This is a genomic window from Candidatus Nitrosocosmicus sp. R (assembly GCF_054408505.1).
The window spans coordinates 1,158,150-1,174,626 of record NZ_CP167090.1; the positions used below are offsets into that span (position 1 = coordinate 1,158,150).

Annotated in this window: 17 protein-coding genes; 5 read left to right on the forward strand and 12 right to left on the reverse strand. The window is 35.0% G+C overall.

Going from position 1 to position 16,477, the window contains the following annotated elements:
• Positions 1–5: 5 nt before the first annotated feature.
• From AAGU22_RS06060 to AAGU22_RS06080, 5 genes are all read right to left on the reverse strand, one after another.
• Positions 6–1,115, reverse strand: coding sequence for a tetratricopeptide repeat protein (locus AAGU22_RS06060; RefSeq protein ID WP_458721299.1), 1,110 nt, complete (start codon positions 1,113–1,115; stop codon positions 6–8).
• A 203-nt stretch (positions 1,116–1,318) separates the two neighbouring features.
• Positions 1,319–1,822: an EMC3/TMCO1 family protein gene (locus AAGU22_RS06065; RefSeq protein ID WP_458721300.1), complete on the reverse strand. Its 504-nt coding sequence runs from the start codon at positions 1,820–1,822 to the stop codon at positions 1,319–1,321.
• A 53-nt stretch (positions 1,823–1,875) separates the two neighbouring features.
• Complete coding sequence (locus tag AAGU22_RS06070) at positions 1,876–2,439, reverse strand: DALR anticodon-binding domain-containing protein (protein WP_458721301.1); 564 nt, start codon at positions 2,437–2,439, stop codon at positions 1,876–1,878.
• Positions 2,411–3,874, reverse strand: coding sequence for an arginine--tRNA ligase domain-containing protein (argS, locus tag AAGU22_RS06075; protein ID WP_458721302.1), 1,464 nt, complete (start codon positions 3,872–3,874; stop codon positions 2,411–2,413). Before argS ends, AAGU22_RS06070 begins: the two co-directional genes overlap by 29 nt.
• A gap of 8 nt (positions 3,875–3,882) precedes the next feature.
• Complete coding sequence (locus AAGU22_RS06080) at positions 3,883–4,578, reverse strand: phosphoglycolate phosphatase (protein WP_458721303.1); 696 nt, start codon at positions 4,576–4,578, stop codon at positions 3,883–3,885.
• 105 nt (positions 4,579–4,683) lie between these two features.
• On the opposite strand from AAGU22_RS06080, the gene AAGU22_RS06085 reads away from it, so the two are divergent.
• The gene (locus tag AAGU22_RS06085) at positions 4,684–5,040 is read left to right on the forward strand and encodes an eS24 family ribosomal protein (protein WP_458721304.1); all 357 of its coding nucleotides are present in this window, start codon (positions 4,684–4,686) and stop codon (positions 5,038–5,040) included.
• Positions 5,041–5,072: 32 nt separating this feature from the next.
• Positions 5,073–5,270: a 30S ribosomal protein S27ae gene (locus tag AAGU22_RS06090; protein ID WP_458721305.1), complete on the forward strand. Its 198-nt coding sequence runs from the start codon at positions 5,073–5,075 to the stop codon at positions 5,268–5,270.
• A gap of 7 nt (positions 5,271–5,277) precedes the next feature.
• On the opposite strand, the gene AAGU22_RS06095 is transcribed toward AAGU22_RS06090, so the two are convergent.
• From AAGU22_RS06095 to AAGU22_RS06110, 4 genes are read right to left on the reverse strand one after another with little or no spacing between them, the layout of a single operon-like run.
• On the reverse strand, positions 5,278–5,964 hold the full coding sequence (locus AAGU22_RS06095) for a hypothetical protein (RefSeq protein WP_458721306.1): 687 nt from the start codon (positions 5,962–5,964) through the stop codon (positions 5,278–5,280).
• Positions 5,965–5,977: 13 nt separating this feature from the next.
• Positions 5,978–7,153: a tRNA pseudouridine(55) synthase gene (locus AAGU22_RS06100; RefSeq protein WP_458721307.1), complete on the reverse strand. Its 1,176-nt coding sequence runs from the start codon at positions 7,151–7,153 to the stop codon at positions 5,978–5,980.
• Positions 7,146–8,510 (reverse strand): signal recognition particle receptor subunit alpha, encoded by a 1,365-nt coding sequence (locus AAGU22_RS06105; RefSeq protein WP_458721308.1) that lies wholly within the window; start codon positions 8,508–8,510, stop codon positions 7,146–7,148. The genes AAGU22_RS06100 and AAGU22_RS06105 overlap by 8 nt, the downstream gene beginning before the upstream one ends.
• Before the next feature lie 5 nt (positions 8,511–8,515).
• Positions 8,516–9,202, reverse strand: coding sequence for a diphthine--ammonia ligase (locus AAGU22_RS06110; RefSeq protein ID WP_458721309.1), 687 nt, complete (start codon positions 9,200–9,202; stop codon positions 8,516–8,518).
• 67 nt (positions 9,203–9,269) lie between these two features.
• Between AAGU22_RS06110 and AAGU22_RS06115 the strand changes: the two genes are divergently transcribed.
• A complete protein-coding gene (locus AAGU22_RS06115) occupies positions 9,270–9,485 on the forward strand; it encodes a hypothetical protein (protein ID WP_458721310.1) in 216 nt (71 codons plus the stop codon).
• Positions 9,486–9,498: 13 nt separating this feature from the next.
• On the opposite strand, the gene AAGU22_RS06120 is transcribed toward AAGU22_RS06115, so the two are convergent.
• Entirely contained in the window at positions 9,499–11,274 is a 1,776-nt protein-coding gene (locus tag AAGU22_RS06120) for an SDR family NAD(P)-dependent oxidoreductase (protein WP_458721311.1), read from the reverse strand.
• Between the two features lie 209 nt (positions 11,275–11,483).
• Between AAGU22_RS06120 and AAGU22_RS06125 the strand changes: the two genes are divergently transcribed.
• Entirely contained in the window at positions 11,484–12,563 is a 1,080-nt protein-coding gene (locus AAGU22_RS06125; protein ID WP_458721312.1) for an LLM class flavin-dependent oxidoreductase, read from the forward strand.
• 8 nt (positions 12,564–12,571) lie between these two features.
• Here AAGU22_RS06125 and AAGU22_RS06130 read toward each other — a convergent pair whose 3' ends face one another.
• Positions 12,572–13,624, reverse strand: coding sequence for an MBL fold metallo-hydrolase RNA specificity domain-containing protein (locus AAGU22_RS06130; RefSeq protein ID WP_458721313.1), 1,053 nt, complete (start codon positions 13,622–13,624; stop codon positions 12,572–12,574).
• Positions 13,625–13,717: 93 nt separating this feature from the next.
• Between AAGU22_RS06130 and AAGU22_RS06135 the strand changes: the two genes are divergently transcribed.
• A complete protein-coding gene (locus AAGU22_RS06135; protein ID WP_458721314.1) occupies positions 13,718–15,004 on the forward strand; it encodes an alkaline phosphatase family protein in 1,287 nt (428 codons plus the stop codon).
• Positions 15,005–15,013: 9 nt separating this feature from the next.
• On the opposite strand, the gene prf1 is transcribed toward AAGU22_RS06135, so the two are convergent.
• Positions 15,014–16,291 (reverse strand): peptide chain release factor aRF-1, encoded by a 1,278-nt coding sequence (prf1, locus tag AAGU22_RS06140; protein WP_458721315.1) that lies wholly within the window; start codon positions 16,289–16,291, stop codon positions 15,014–15,016.
• Positions 16,292–16,477 lie beyond the last annotated feature (186 nt).

Genomic DNA, 16,477 nt, shown 5'->3' on the forward strand with positions numbered 1-16,477 from the left:
GTAATCTAACCCCTTATTTTTTTGTCCATATCCAGCATGAATTTTGAAATCTCTTCTTTATTCAAGTTCAAGTATTCCTGACCCCTTTCTCTCAACCTGCTGTTAAACAGCCGTAACTCCCTATGTTCTTCAAAAAAGTTTTCTAGAATAAACGTTCCATGTAGGATTGGGTTTAATAATTTGTCAATAGCTTGTACAAGTGAATTCAAGTCACCTCTATCTGAAAATTCTGAAGATTCATACAGTATTGCACTAATATCTTTCAATTGTTGGGTAGAAAAGAAAACCTCTTTTTTTCCTTCAAGGGGTTTTGATTGTGTATTTCGTTTTTCAAAACCTATCTTTGATATCAGTTCTTTGGTAAGTTCATATTGTTCATCTTTCCCAGTAAATGTTTTTTTGACGTTTTTAATTAATAGGCCCTTATTGGCTAATCTGGTTGTTGCTTCCTGAATTTCCTCCCTATCTAATCCGGTAACCCATATGATCTTCCCCAAATAATCATTCCCCTGTCTAACAGATTCTAGAATTACAACCTCGATAATTCTTTTATAATCTTCCTCCATTCTGGCATTAATGAAATCTCTGTCTTTCACTGCTTTTTTTGCGTTCGCAATATCAAGCTCAATGGACTTCTTTAAAGCTTCCATGCCCTTAGTTGCCCTTCCATCCAAAGTCATATAACAGGCATAATTATACCATGCCATGGAGTCGTTAGGATTAAAGTCTATAGCCTTTTCGCAGCACTCTATAGCCTTTTCGTAATTTTTTGATTCGTAAAATACTAACCCCTTCATGTTCCAAACTTCAGGATTGTTGATATCTATCTCTAATACCTGATCAAAGATGGTGATAGCGAGATTATATTGTTTCAAATGAAAATGTGAATAGCCCTTCTTTATCAAGGCGTCCATGAAAAACGGATCAATCCTAATGGAAAGATCAAAACATCTAATAGCATCTTCAAATTTTTCCTCTGCCATCTTGTTTACTCCTTTGTTATATAGATTGACTTTTTTAATGTCATCTTGAGTTATTTTGTAACCGCTAGGAGTACGGGAAGAATTGTCATCTTTCTTATCTGATAAAAGTTTCCTCCCAAAAATCTTTTCCATTATAATTAATAATACTTATCAAGAATAAATATATTTATTTTTTTAAAAAAAGATGCTAACATCCTAAAAGTTGCTCAAACTAGAATGTCGGAATGCTAGTATTGGTGACCTTTGCTATAATTCCACTGAATGCAAAGTTAACCAGCAAAAACCAGCCCCAGAGAAATACCTGACCAGGGACTTTGCATGGCCCTTCTTTCAAATCAGTACCTAGTACTATTTGTAGTTTGAACAGGGTTATCAATTTTTACATTTTCAGCAGAACAAGTCAAATATGGTATTACGATGGGCGATAGAGCAACAGTTTGACCAAATATCGCGGGAAAAACAAATATCCATAACATGAAGGATGGTATCATATATAACATCATGGGTCTCATTTGTTGTTGCTGCATTTCCATGCTCATTTTTTGCATTTGAGATTGTTTCTTTTTTAGTTCTTCAATTAGTTGTTTATCTTTTTTCTTAATGGCTTCGGTGTATTTTTTTCTCCATTCTCCTGTTTCCTTCATGACTGTTTTCATTTTTTCTATATTGGTTGTCTTTCTTCTCAAAAGAGCCATTGCTAAATTTAAACCAATAGCAATTATCGCAGCTACGATGGCAGATGTGAACATATCGGGAAAAATTGGATGTTGAGTATAATGTGGTGTTAATCCAGGAAATTGTAAAACCAACTTTTCAGACCAATCGAAAAGATCTATCAATCCAAAAGAAAATGATTTTCTGGGAGTTATTAATCTTTTTACTTGATATCAGATTACATTCTCATCAAAGGAGTTATTCCTATGATGTTCATGCATATCTTTAGAATTTTCAGGGTACTATTTAATATCAATACCCTGTAAGTTGCCAGCACTTCATTTTTCTCCTTCAAGATTGGTGATCTTTCATAAAAATTATTAAACAATGTAGCAAGTTCAAAGAGATATTTTGAAAGCACCTTTGGATCTATGTTATTAGCAGCGTGCATAAGTTCAATATCATATCTACATAAGTGTTTAATCAATTCGATTTCGGTAGAAGAAAAATCCAAAATCTCAATATTATTCTCAATTTTATTCTTCTTTTCTGAGAAACTTTCCTCAATATTTTTATCCTCAACTCGCTTACCCCTCGCATAAGCATATTGGATATATGAGGCAGTATCTCCTTCAAGGCTCAAGGACTCGTTGATATCAAAAGTTATCATTTTTCCGAGATCAAACTTGATGAAAAAATATCTGATTGCTGAGATTGAAATCTCTTTGGATATAAATGCAATTTCTTCTTCGGAGAGTTCTGGATTCCTCTTTCTAGTTTCTACTTTTGATTCTTTCTTCAAGAATGTTCAAGGCTCTGTCTGCCTCAATATATATACCTTTTCTTCCAGACATATGTAATGAATTCTTATACTTTTCAGAAATGCCCAAGCTATCTAGAGAACTTTGGCTCAAAGTGACGGGTTCATAACCTAAATATCTATACTTTGAATCCATCCCTAATTTTCCTAATATCTCTGATAAAAGATTTTGAAGCCTCTCTTGCCTTGAATCGATAATTGTTATGACCTTACTTATTCTATTAAAGTCAATCGTTAATCCGTTATCATGATCCGAATAGGACGCGTAAGTTTCATTTGGAATTTTCTTAATATTTGTTCTGTATAGAATAGAAGAGTCCCATTGATTTGAGTAAAAGACATAATCAAATGGATTTCTCAAATAGCCCAATTTCCAAACTGCAAATGGAATATCTTTAGCGAAATATGTTAAAGTAGTATCACTTCTCACTAATACCTTATCTCCTTCTGTTTCTGACTTGTACACCCAACAACCTGCATTTTTTCCAAATTTTTCATGATATATTATTTCTTTATCTCTCAAAATTGAAAAAATATCAGTCCAAAGGTCTGATTGGATTATTTGCGACTCAAAACATAATAAATCATAACGACATCTCAAATTCCAACAAGTTTTAAGTTGATCCCTTAAAACTCTATCAACTATGGTCTGGGTGAAGACCGAAGTCTCCGATTCAGGATTCTCCAATTCCTTTAGAACCGACTTTCTTTTAATTTCTAGATCAGGCCTACTCTTGTATAGCTCATTTGTTTTGACGTAAATTTCGTTTCCACAATAATGATCAAATTTTGCTTTTTCATTCGATAATCTTTGATCATCCATTCTAGTAGAGAATCCTGCATGTTTGAATCCTACAATTATATCAGCCACTTGAACCCCCGAATCGTCAATGTAATTTAAGACCCTGACATCTTTTCCTGCTGTACGAAGAATTCTATATAAGCAGTCCCCCATAATGGCGTTTCTAAGGTGTCCTACATGTAAAGCCTTATTAGGATTCACACTAGTATGTTCTATTAGTATCAATTCTTTCGAATTTGATAAGTTCTTGTTTTCATGTTCCAATTTTGGATTATATACTACCTCTTTAAAGAATTCCATTAGAAACGCCTTATTATTAATTCTAAAATTGATGAAACCGGGATTTACGAATGAAACAGACTCGATCAGACCATTTTTATTCGTCAAGATGTTACTTGCGGGTAAAATAGTATTTACAATATGATTAGCTATCTCATGTGGCGACTTTTTTAATTTCTTGGCTAACAAGAAACAAATGTTTGTAGAAAAGTCTCCAAAATCCTTCACATGTGGTTTAGATATTTCAAAATTGACCTCAGACTTTGTCAAGTTGTAAAATGTTAATACTCCATCAAGAGATTGGCCAATTTCATTGATAACATTTTCTAGTATCATGCAAATCACTAAAATACTTTTCCTCTCATTATCTGATCAATCGCATTTATCAACCCTTCTCCATTCGTGCCTCCAACAATATGAGTTGCACTTTTTCGAACATTCTCACCAGAACTTTCAAAAGTAAAGCTAAATTTTGATTGCTTAAACATAGGGATATCAGTTTCACTATCACCTATTGCAACCACCTCGTCGAAATCAATATTGAGATCCTTCAATAGGAATGCTAGCCCAAATCCTTTGTTGATTTTGACTTCATTGATATGGAATGCATAATTACTATCTACTATTTTCAAATCCAGTTCATTTTCTCTCAAGATTTTGTTACCCTCATTTAACTCAAATGTTCTTTCAAGAACTATTTCAGTCATTCTGGGAAAAACAGGTTTCTGGCTAACTCCTTTAATGCTCCTAACCAATAGATCGAACCCCTTCAAGCAATTATCTTTATTCGCTAATAATTTGTGTTCTACAGGGGAAGTAGTGATAACCCCACCGTTTTCCCCTATGGCAATTTGAGTCGTTCCACCATATACCGACAAAATGTAAGCCTCTAGGGATGTTCTCCCCGTTACAAAAATGACTTTATAGCCTAATTTGGCTAGGTATCGAAGTTTAGCTAATGCATCAAGGTTCAGAGCTCCATTGCCGTTTAATGTTAGTGTTCCATCGATATCGATGGCAAAGAATTTTATGGACCTCAAATGAATTCAAGCTAATAACGAAGTTACATAAAAATCTAAATTTAGTAATACATATATTGAATATACCATGACAGTTAGTAGAATAGTTTGAGCTTGGAAGTCGTTTTGTTAGAAGATAATAACAATATATTATTAAAAAGACGTGAGATTAAATCAGTAATAAAGAATGCTATTGGGTCTATCCCGAGGGAGGAAGCCGCAAGTTTAATAGCTGGAAAGATGGGCATAAATAAGAAAAATCTTTTACCAATTTCTTTAAAAAGTGAATTTGGTAACCCTGATGTAATGACTTTGATGTATTATTACGATGATATAGAAGAAGCAAAAAAGCAGTTACCTCGATATCGAATCCTCAGAACGATGACAAAAGATGAAAGAAAAAAAATAATAGATGAGGAAAAGTCAATTAAACTAAAAGCAAAACAGGCAGCAGCAGCGGCAGCAAAATCTAAAAAGAAGTAATTTGTTAACACGATAGAGAGGGGAGATATGCAATGAGTAAAGAGAAAAAAGGAGAAGTAAGTGTTTCAAAATTTTATAAAATTAATGACGATAAAGTTGAGCGAACAAAAAGGGAGTGTCCAAGATGCGGTAAAGGTGTTTTCATGGCCGTACATAAAGATAGACTAACATGTGGGAAATGTAGCTATACGGAATTCCAAAAGGAACAAACTAAAAAATCAAAACAATAAGCGTAATTCAACCAAATTTTAGAATTGCATTTTTTAAGGAATCTTCTACCATGGTGTTGGCCAAAGCAGAAAATGGCAGCTTTATAAAATTGTCTCCAATCATGATTTTTTGTATAGGTAGTTTTTTCTTAATCCAATATGATTCAGTTTTTTTGTCCAATTTTGAATCATTGAACCCATTTGCAAATCTTTTATTAAGCAATTTCTGAAGATGACGATCTCCTTTAAACACTTTAGCCGAATCAAGAGTCTTTTCATTGTCAGAAAATGAATTTTCATATAGTGTATTGGAAATATTATCTGATGCTACCTCTAAATTTATTATATTTTTCAATATATTCAAATAGTGTAGAAATTCATGGGCAAGAACAGCGTGAAGAGTTCCTTTCAAACCGTACATTACCAGTGGAGCGGAAAGTTGGATAACTATTTTTATTCTATTTTCAGTAGTACAAAATGGAATTGTCCTGGCATATAATAAGGAATATTGCTGGTATTCAATTTCCGAAGTTGCCACCAGTAGATTAGGTTCTATAAAATAGTAGGGATATTCTATTGAGGTTATCCGCTCGATTCTATTTATTCCCTCTTCAATTAATCTCATCTTGTCAATGATGAGATGATAGGTCCTCTCCTCGACCTTCTTTTCTACTAAATATTTTTTGACTAATACTAAGGGATCAAAATCATTCATCTTATTTCATTTATCATTTATATAAAATTACATCATTAATATCAAAATATATACATTCGCACTTTGTCTCGAGGGTGTTAGAAAGACAGGGTTCAATGGGTTCGTTACCTCCTACGAATTGTTTTATGGGAATTCCATTATCCATATCTAAAGATATTTCAAGTTTGTCGCATTCTACACTTACTAACTTTGCAGCGTAGATATTTCTTGTAGTTTTTCTGTTCTTGACTCTGAATGTCACCTCTCCGGTTAGTGTCTGCACGAGACGCTGAAAATGACCAAAATCGCGAACTTTCTCATTTAATTTGACGAATATGGTAACAAGTATTCTGTATTTGCTATAGTAATCGATCTCATCATGGTTAATCTTTTTCAAATACAATTCAACATCCTTCTCCAGGACTTTTTTCTCATCCGAGCCTTTTATTTTAGGATTAATCACTTTTACAATGAACGGTCTTCCGCTACCTAGAACCAAACTATATTTATCTTCGCTACCAGTCCAAGTTATTTTCATATCCTCTGCATTATATTCTGACCAAACGGATTTTCTGATGGAGTGTTCTATCGATTCCTCTTTTCTATCTATCAATTTATGAAAGGTTTGAGAATCCATTTTTATCCAATTTTTATCCTTTTGGGCTATGCCTCTGTCCAACTTTATATATCTCCCAAGAAGATAGAATTCTCTCGCTTTACAATTTATGTTAAAACTCAAGTCATTTTCAATAACTACGTCAAATTTCAATTCGGGATTCACGTGATCTATAGTACATTTTTTGTTTTTTCGTATTTTTTCTCTTATCAATAAATTAGTTTGAGTTTTTATCCCAGTAGTACCTTTAATTTGGAACATAGATCGTAAATAATCCTCATTCTCATAGAAGAAAAAGGGAAGACTCGTTCCTATATCAACAGGAATAATGCATGTGGTTGAATTAAACATTTCAGAGTTTGATATTTCATCAACTATAGATGGTAACGTTCTTAGAAAGAAATTTCTACAAATATAGCAAACTTTCATACCAGTTCTTATTATCTTGACAGAAATTGTATGCTTTACTAAACACATTTTATTTTTAGAAAAATTTCGATCATAGCAAAAACTACAGAGAGGGATCTGAAGTTGATTTGAGTTGTTCAATTTTTTACTTTTAGAGTTTTCAAATTCTCCTTGGGTCTTAACCAAGCCCGAATCTCCTTAAAAGTCCTTGCATCTGACGGCCTTTAGCTTGTTTCATCATAGTCTTAGAATTGTTATACTGCTTGATTAGGTCTTTAACATCATGTTCCATTACTCCGGAACCTCTAGCGATTCTTTTTCTCCTAGCCTCGTTAATAATATCTGGATTCTTTTTTTCGTCAGTAGTAAAGGATTGGATTATAAATCTCCATTTCTCCATTTTTTGCTGCAGGACATCAAGATGGTCATCTTTTACAAAGTTTGATAGCCCTGGCAAATTCTCAATTACGTTTCGGAATCCCATTTTTCCCATGTTTTCCATTTGAGCATAAAAGTCTTCGATAGTCATTTTGCCACTCATAAGCCTTTTTGCTTGATTTTCATCAGATTGAATTTCTAAATTGCGTGCCATTTCAAGAAGGGCTTTTATATCTCCCATCCCTAATAGCCTGCCGACAAAGCTAGTAGGGGAAAATTGCTCCAGGTCATCAATTCTTTCACCAGTTCCTATGAAAAGGACCTTTGCACCCGTGGCAGAAGAAGCAGCTATCGCCCCACCCCCCTTGGCGGTACCATCCAATTTCGTAATAATAATACCGCTAATTTTTGCATTCTCGTGGAAAATCTTTGCCTGATTATATGCTTGCTGTCCAATTGTTCCATCAATAATAAGAAATACTTGATCAGGTGTAACTATGGAATACATGCTCCGCATTTCTTCGAGTAATCCTTGTTCCTCTTTGTGACGCCCAGCAGTATCAATAATTATGATATCCACTGGTTGATGGTTAAAGAAAGCCAGTCCATTTTTCACTATTTCTAGAGCATCCTTGTTACCATCCTCACCGTATACTTGAGCATTGATCTTACTACAGTTCATTTTGAGCTGAGTTAATGCACCAGGTCGCCAGGTATCTGCCCCGATTACTCCTATCCTGTAACCATGTTTTGAAAGCCATCTTCCTAACTTGGCAATAACAGTAGTTTTCCCGCTGCCCTGTATCCCCAGCATCAAAATAGTATTTTTTTTATCAGAATTGAAGTTAATTAGATTTTCATCGGTTTTTTTTCTATCAATGGTCTTTATTGCTTCACCGCTGTAACCCAGCATTTTTGATAATTCGCCGTATAGGATGGTTATGATATGGTCTTTTTTGGACAAACCCTTTGGAGGGGCTTCCTTTAGGGATCTTTCCTTGAGATTTTTTGTTATTTCTAAGACTAACCGAACATTTACATCCGCAGCTAGCAATGCGCGCTGGAGATCTTTACATAACTCATTAATCAATTCTTCATTAATATCTGAAGCCCCAACTATTTTCTTTAGGGCCAATCTCAAATTATCTTTTAGACTATCAAGCATGGTCTCTACTTTTCTATTAAATCAATATCTAATATTTCAAACATTCCCCTGATCCCATCCCATGTGACATTGTGGTCTTTAACGCAAATTCTTTTTTTATATAGTGGACAATCCAATACAAGTGTCTCAGCTTCTCCACCCTCAAAAGTCATGTTAAATTGATATTTATGACTTAATTTTTTTAGGACGGAATAATTATCTTTTGTAATTATCTTTCCAAGCCAACTACTATCCAAACCTAGTGCGGCGACTCTAGTAATCATGATTTCAAATCCCTGTCTTAGCAACTGTTCGTAATAATAACCGCTGTCTATGTTCCAAAGAGGTGAAATTAATCTTAAATTTAGTTTGTCGCAAATATCCTGAAAAATATCTAATTGAAATTTGCTAGAAATACAACCGTTTACTAATCCATCTATTGAAAATTCATCTATTGCTGTCTTAACCAAACGGGTTAACTCATTAACTTCATAATTTTTCTCAGAAATGTTGCAGGAGCGCTCTATCACAGGTACACCTATCACGGTAGAAATTTTACTTAACAAATTAGTTGTTGGATAATGAAACAAAAGGCTATCATCACTGCATGGATGCATTGTCATGATGCAGCATAAATCATGTTTTTCTAAAGTGGTTTTGAGGATTGCATAGGTACTATCTTTGCCTCCAGAAAATAAGCCTGCCGTTCTCAACAATTACACGTATTCTCCTTGGGATATAATCTAATAGTTTTTATAATAGAATGCAATTTTTAGTTCTATGCTAATGCTAAATTCTGAAATAATAGCAGGGGTGGCTATATTTGTACTGGGTTTACTCTTCTTCATAGCTGGACTTTTGAATTCAGTTTGGGCAATTATTTTCATAGTGGATTATCTTATAATGGCCATTGGCATTGCGACCATAGGGGTTGGGTTTTGGACCGCCACGTATGAGAGGAAGAATAACCTTCATCATAGCGAACATCATCATTAGTTTGATAAAAAAATTATTCATCTACATAATAAATTAAATTATTTTTTTGAACTTCTTGTGAACTTAAACCTATCAGTGATTCTTCCAGTTTGTCATAGTCCGGCAAATCACCATTTATGTTCCCTGGGAAAACGAGAGTCAGATTTATGTTGGAATTTAATACATCGTGAAGTTCTTGGTTGGCAGTTGTGACATATGGTCTTAACGCTCCCCTAAAAACTTCTGACCTCGCACGGACTTCCCCACTTATTTTCTTACCAACCGGCGAATCAGGACCAACTATTACGATGTTTCCTTTAATTCCTACAAATAACGAAGGGTCGTCTAATGCCTGGTTGGTAGTCATTGATAATACTGATTGGGTCGTTATCAAATGTGGGATATTAACGAATTTATCCACCATGATGTCCCATTGTTTACGATCAAGCAAAGTTAATTTGTTGTCATAGTCATAACTACCTGTAAAGTGTATGGCTGAATCTATTCTACCATACCGAGTATTGATTGTATTGAATATTTTCTTTACTGTGTTCTCATCAGCTAAGTCGATGGCGTGATGGTGAAATCCTTCAAACGTCTTGCTCACCTCTGTAGATTGCTCATCGTTTTGAGTAAGGATAATTAGTTGTTTTACTTTTTGCCCGCTAATCTTAGTTGCAATTCGCTTGACAAAGTTCAATAATTTTTCTTCTGTAGAAGCCGTAGTAATCAAAATTGTTTTATTTTCTAAAGTCTTGTCCTGCTCAATATCTATAGTCCTTTCAACTATTGGCTTTACCGGGTAGAAAACTCTGTCATTTGGAATGACTTTTCCGTTTAATAACTTGCTCATTTCGTCACTTGCTAATCTATGTACCATTTCTGCTACATCATCCTGAGATAAGAATTCGTTATCAACTATCATCTTCTTCGTATTGTTTTGTACCTTTTCTGCAATTTCTTGTATCTTCGCCAAAAGTTCCTTTGCCAAGAGCTGGATCGAGACAGGATCTAGACCTTCGTATTTTTCAGCTAAGGATGTCGCTATTTTCTTTGATTCATTGTCGATTATTTCGGGCTCATCGCCTAAATGTGGTAATAAGGCAGATGAAATCTCTTCGATTTGCTTGTGACTCAGACCGTTAAAACCACCAACTCTTAAAAATTCGGATGCTGCTTTTGGGTATACAGTTTTATATATTCTGTCTGAGTGGACAGGACCCGGATTTGTTGCAACAGATTTGATACCTTTCTCAACTAATTCCCATGCAAAACACTCTGAGAGTCTATTCTTTGCACCCTGTGCTGCGGTATATGGTGTTCTAAACCTATAAGGTCTCTGATCATATTTGTTTTCCTCAGTGAAAAAAGTGGAAATTGTAATTATCTTGCCAGTATGGTTGAGTACTTCTAAGGCTTTAATACTTGTCCAAAAAGTACCTGTAAGGTGTATTGAAACACAATCTTTAAACTCTTGATAACTCGAATTTGTAAAAATCTTTACTGGACCAGAAACTCCAGCATTATTTACGATTATATCTATATGACCAAAGTCGGTACCAATTTTATCAAACATCTTATTAATTGCTTCAAAATCGGAAACATCTACTCCTGGATAATAAGTTACGGATGATTCAAATTTTTCATCGGAAATTATTTGTTTTAGAATATTTGACGCATCGATTAAAGGTTCTTTCCTCCTTCCTAAAATTATAATATTGTAACCTAGTTTAGCGAATTTTCTTGCCACAGCTTGACCAATCCCTGTTCCGCTCCCTGTGACAAGTATTGTTTTGTTACTCTTATTCATTTTAATATTTAATGAGACTTAGATCTCTTATATTAATTATTTATCAGAATGCTTTATTGAACGAATAATTCATATATTTTGTAAATCATATTCTGCTTCTCCGTTATTATAATAAAACTTTATAAAATAAGTATCATTTCAGAGATAATATAGAAATGGAGAATTATGGAATTATACGAAAATTTACGGTATCGGGGGTAAATAATTAAGTGAAAATAAAATTCGGTTTGACATTTGGCCTAAACGTCGCTAGATTGGGACTGGACGAAATGCAGGTAATTACTGCAGCGCAAATAGCAGATAGGACTAATTTTGACTCTGTATGGGCAATGGATCACACAAATGTGCCTCAATGGAAAAACGCTGTAGTAAATGATGCCTGGCTAATGTTAGCAGCAATTGGGTCTGTGACCAACAACGTGGAGTTAGGGACATGCGTAACAGATGCGATAAGGAGGCACCCCTCAACTATCGCTCTGTCAACAGTGACCCTTGACAGGATAACTAAAGGTAGGGGTATACTGGGAATTGGTGCTGGAGAGGCTCAGAATGTAGTTGATTTTGGAATCGAATTCAGTAAGCCTGTGTCAAAATTTAAGGAGCAATTGGAAGTGATTGAAAAACTGTTTGAATCCGATCCAGAAAATCATGTAAATTACCAGGGTAATTATTATAGCCTTGTTGAAGCTTGTCTACAAGCAAAGCCCATCAGAAAACCGCGACCACCTGTATATATCGCTGCCGGGGCCCCAAAAACATTAGAATTGTGTGCAACATATGGCGATGGGTGGATACCTATAGGATATACTCCAGCCTTATTTGAACATCATGCAAATGTCATTAAGGATCACGCAAAGAGACTAGGCAGGGACATATCCAATTTTGAATTTGCAAATGATGTGGATGTTTATTTTGCTCCAGACGGAGAAGCAGCATGGGAAAAGATGAAAAAAGCAGTCAAGGTCAGCCTCTACAAACCTGAATTATTGAAGGTTCATAACATACAACAGGATTCCGAGTTTGATTTTAGGAGATACTTTACTGAATATGCCATGAACAAACCTGAATTGATGGAACAAATGAAAAAAGCATCTTTACAAATCCCTGATGATGTGGCAAGAACTGCTATAGGAGTTGGCAGCCCAGATGATGTAATAGAAATGTTGGAACGATTTATTAAGGCCGGTACAAATCATTTCATAATTCGTTTCTGGGGTGAGGGGCTTTATCAAAACATAGAGACCTTCGGAAATAAGGTCGTTCCTTATTTTGCTGACATGCAAAAATAATTTTTTTTCTAAAAATAAATATCTAATGATTTAGTATTCGGAAGTTGCTTTAATCCTTTCTTGACTGTCTTGCTTCCTCTCTTTATGGATTCTGCATCATACCCCAATTTGACTAGGTAGTTAGCAAACTCTTCTTGAAATCCATGAAATGTGTATATTTTGCGGGGATTGCACTGTTTTACAACATCGAGTAACTCGTTATGATCACAATGATCACTAAAAGGGATCACATAATCCAGGTTCATCATGTTTCTGTAATTTCTATTTATTGCCCATCCACTGAAACCTATAGTAATTGCGCCATACTTTTCCCTATAATGAGATATCTTGGGATCCTTGCCGTTAGTTAAAGGATGTATCATTATCCATGGTCCCTTCTCCATCAAGCCCAGTTCTATTGCATTTGACAATGGTGTAGAATCTTCTAATGTCACTCCAAATTGCTTGTACATTTGATTGAACTTGAATATTTCATCATGTATTATTAGCGGCTTCCAAGCGCCAAACAACGATGTAAGGACCTGTGCCTTCCCCAATGAATATCCCATTAATATGACTGGAATTCCTCTGCTGTACATTTCTGAAATTAACGAATTTACCGAATGGGTGATATGTTCTAATGGAGGGAAAATGTATTCAGGTTTTCCAAAGGTTGTTTCAATAATTAGGGTTTCGGCTTTCGGAATAGAGGTCTTTCTAAGAAATGCTCTATCCCTCATGGATAAGTCGCCAGTATAGAAAATCTCGTTTCCAATCAAAAGACCTTTTGATCCTAGTATATGTCCAGTATCAATTAATGTGCAGTCGTCCTGATAATAAATTTCTTTTTCAAAGATGTAGCCACGAAGGCTCGCAATTGCAAGGGTTTCAGGCGAACAGATGATCTTATTTCTTAAATTGTATTTCTTGGTAGCAGTCTTATTTAACATGTGATCAATATGTGCATGTGAAATGAAAACATAATTTTCAGCTAATATTTGCCTCGGATCTAGGTATATTTTTTTTTCCCTGCTTGTAAGTATTATTTGATGTTTTGCATCCGAGGTGATTTGGTACGGCACTATTGGATTATCTTGATGAGCTTATTTATTTAATATTATATCATATATTTGAATACATTAAAATTAAATTTATATTGAATCAAAATTAAGAAATTGAATCAATCCAAAATAATTTATGTTTTGCTTGATGGGGTAGGCGACCTTCCACATCCAGATTTAAATTGCTTGACCCCGCTGGAAGCGGCATATACCCCATATCTAGATAAGATTGCTAGAATGGGAGTTTCGGGCCAAGTTGTGAGTGTTGGAGACGGCATCGCTCCTCAGTCTGATATTGCAGTTTTTAATATGTTAGGCTACAACTTTAGAGACATTGAATATTTTGGAAGGGGTGTAGTAGAATGCATAGGTTGTGGAATTGATTTTAAGGAGGGGGACCTAGCACTAAGAGGCAATTTTGCAACAATCGACCCAACTACTAAGAAAATTTTAGACAGACGAGCTGGTAGAATTGTTACCGAGGCAGATTCGGCCGCAATCTGTGCTCTCATTAGAAAGAATATCAAGATAGAGGGAATAGAGTTCTCGATAGAGCCGACGATTGGGCATAGAGTTGTCATACGATTCAGGAAAAAAGGTACAACATTAGGTGAGAATATTACAAATACGGATCCTGCTTATGACAAAGTAAATGGGATTGGTATTGCATTGGATACTTCCAAGGGAGATTTGTATGTAACAAAATCAGAATCAAAGGATGCAAATTCTCGATTATCAGCCACTACCATAAATCAGTTCTCTGACCAAGTGATAGAAATACTGGATAATTGTCTGGTGAATATAGAGCGGAAAGAAAAGAATTTCTTGCCAATAAATTGTATTTTATTGAGAGACGCTGGGAATAGATATCCTCATTTACAGCGTATTAATGATAAATACAATCTAAATTTCGCATCTCTTGTTGATATGCCTGTGGAAATCGGAATTTCACAAATACTGGGAATGAGGTCGTACAACGCTGGTTCTCCAGATGAATATGAATTAAAAGCTAGTAAATTACTAAAGATAATTGAAGATCACGATGTTGTTTATGTCCATATTAAAGGTCCTGATGAATTTGGTCATGATGGGAACGCCAAGGGTAAGAAAAACAATATAAATGAAATAGACAAGCGCTTTTTTAGAAAAATTTTAGAGGGAATTAGCACAATGAAAGGTATAGAAATATATTTCATAATTTCGGGCGATCACTCAACACCTTGTATTAAAAAGGCCCACACCGACGATCCCATACCCATAATTGTTTCTGGCCAAGGAATCAGGAAAGATTCTACTTCAAGATTTACAGAATCAAATTCCAAGAGGGGATCATTGGGTAAAATCTATGGATATCAAGTATTAAGTACTGCCATCAAGCAATTAGAAGACCGAAAAGTTTGATCTCACAAGTTACGTAGTAGGCTTGAATCTTAACAATGCTCCAATTTTTCCAAGGCTTTGAATCTGGGCCCCCTCTTCGGTTTTAGAAGAAATTATGTCAAGTTTTGTTCCAGCTAGTGAAGCATATTCCTCCAGGTAGTCTATGAAATCCTTTTCATTAATTGTGTAGTCCTGTCCACCACATTTGGAACAGGGCGTAGAAATGATATTTTGTTTTGTTTCAATCAGTTGGTCTCTTTCAACTATTTTTTCATAGCCGAAATCGCATTTTCTGCAAATTACTTCTAGGTATACTAAATCAATACTATCGGTTGCAATTATCGAATCGGTTATTCCTGCCTTGAGATTATTTACAACATCATTAAGCCCATATATCCCTAACCCCTTACCTGAAAAAACTTCACCCATGAATTTCTTCACCATTTTCTTTTCTTCCATGGATCGGAATTCCGACATTATTCCTTGATCATTTACCTTATCTATGATTTCCCTTACCCCCTCGTCACCAGAATACGAAGTATCAAGTGTAGCAATGATATTATTTTGCAATCTATAATCAAGATATTCCTCTCTGACAAAAGTCTCTTTTGTGGGTCCTGGGCCTCCTACTATCAGACCCTTGACCGTATATTGGTCAATAAAAATTTTTTGCGCATAATTTGCAATACGATGGTAATATTCATTAAGTTCATTATCTCTAAGACGCTCAAACCTTCGCGCAGATTGTCCTCCTTGGCGGTGTTTACCAGAAACTCCAGATGTCAAAGTTTCAATTGTTTCCCATCTATCCCCAGTTAAAATTCCTAACCCCGCCTCTTGAGTGTCTATAGATATAATGGCAATTGTACGATCATCTTTTAGCATCTCCTTTATATGATCTATCCAAAAATGATCATCACATCTATACAAGTTAATCTGAACTGGTTTTGGGGGTACAACCGTGAATATTTCTATTTTTTCAGTTCCTAAACCTTTCCCCGTAGGAATGGCCCCGCAAAAAATAACCAATCCGTTTTCAGGAGGTTCCTTATACAATTTTAATTGTTCCATTGTTTTGTTAAGGGCATCCTGAACATGATTTCTGGTCAAATCTGATTTTATGTTTGATGCAGTTCCGGCTTCATTTCTCAATTGTGCTAAAACATCATATATCGGCCTTTTTGGCGGAATATAAACAGTAACTAGTTCAGTACCGTGACCAGTTATCTTTGATAGATCATTTAACATTTTTGTTAATTTGTATTTTTTTACTGAATCCCATTTTTCGTCGCTACTTGACTGAGGCACAAATGTTATTTGGTTTTACTTAATTTAATTTTTGACAATTTAGATCTGCTAGGAAGCTCAGACCGAAATGAAAATTACAGGAAACCACATTTTTCAACATATGTTACAAAAACGTAATTTTGTCGAATGATCAGGACCATTTATTTAATTTTTTATACTAGGAATTATTTCTTTTACAAAAAAAGG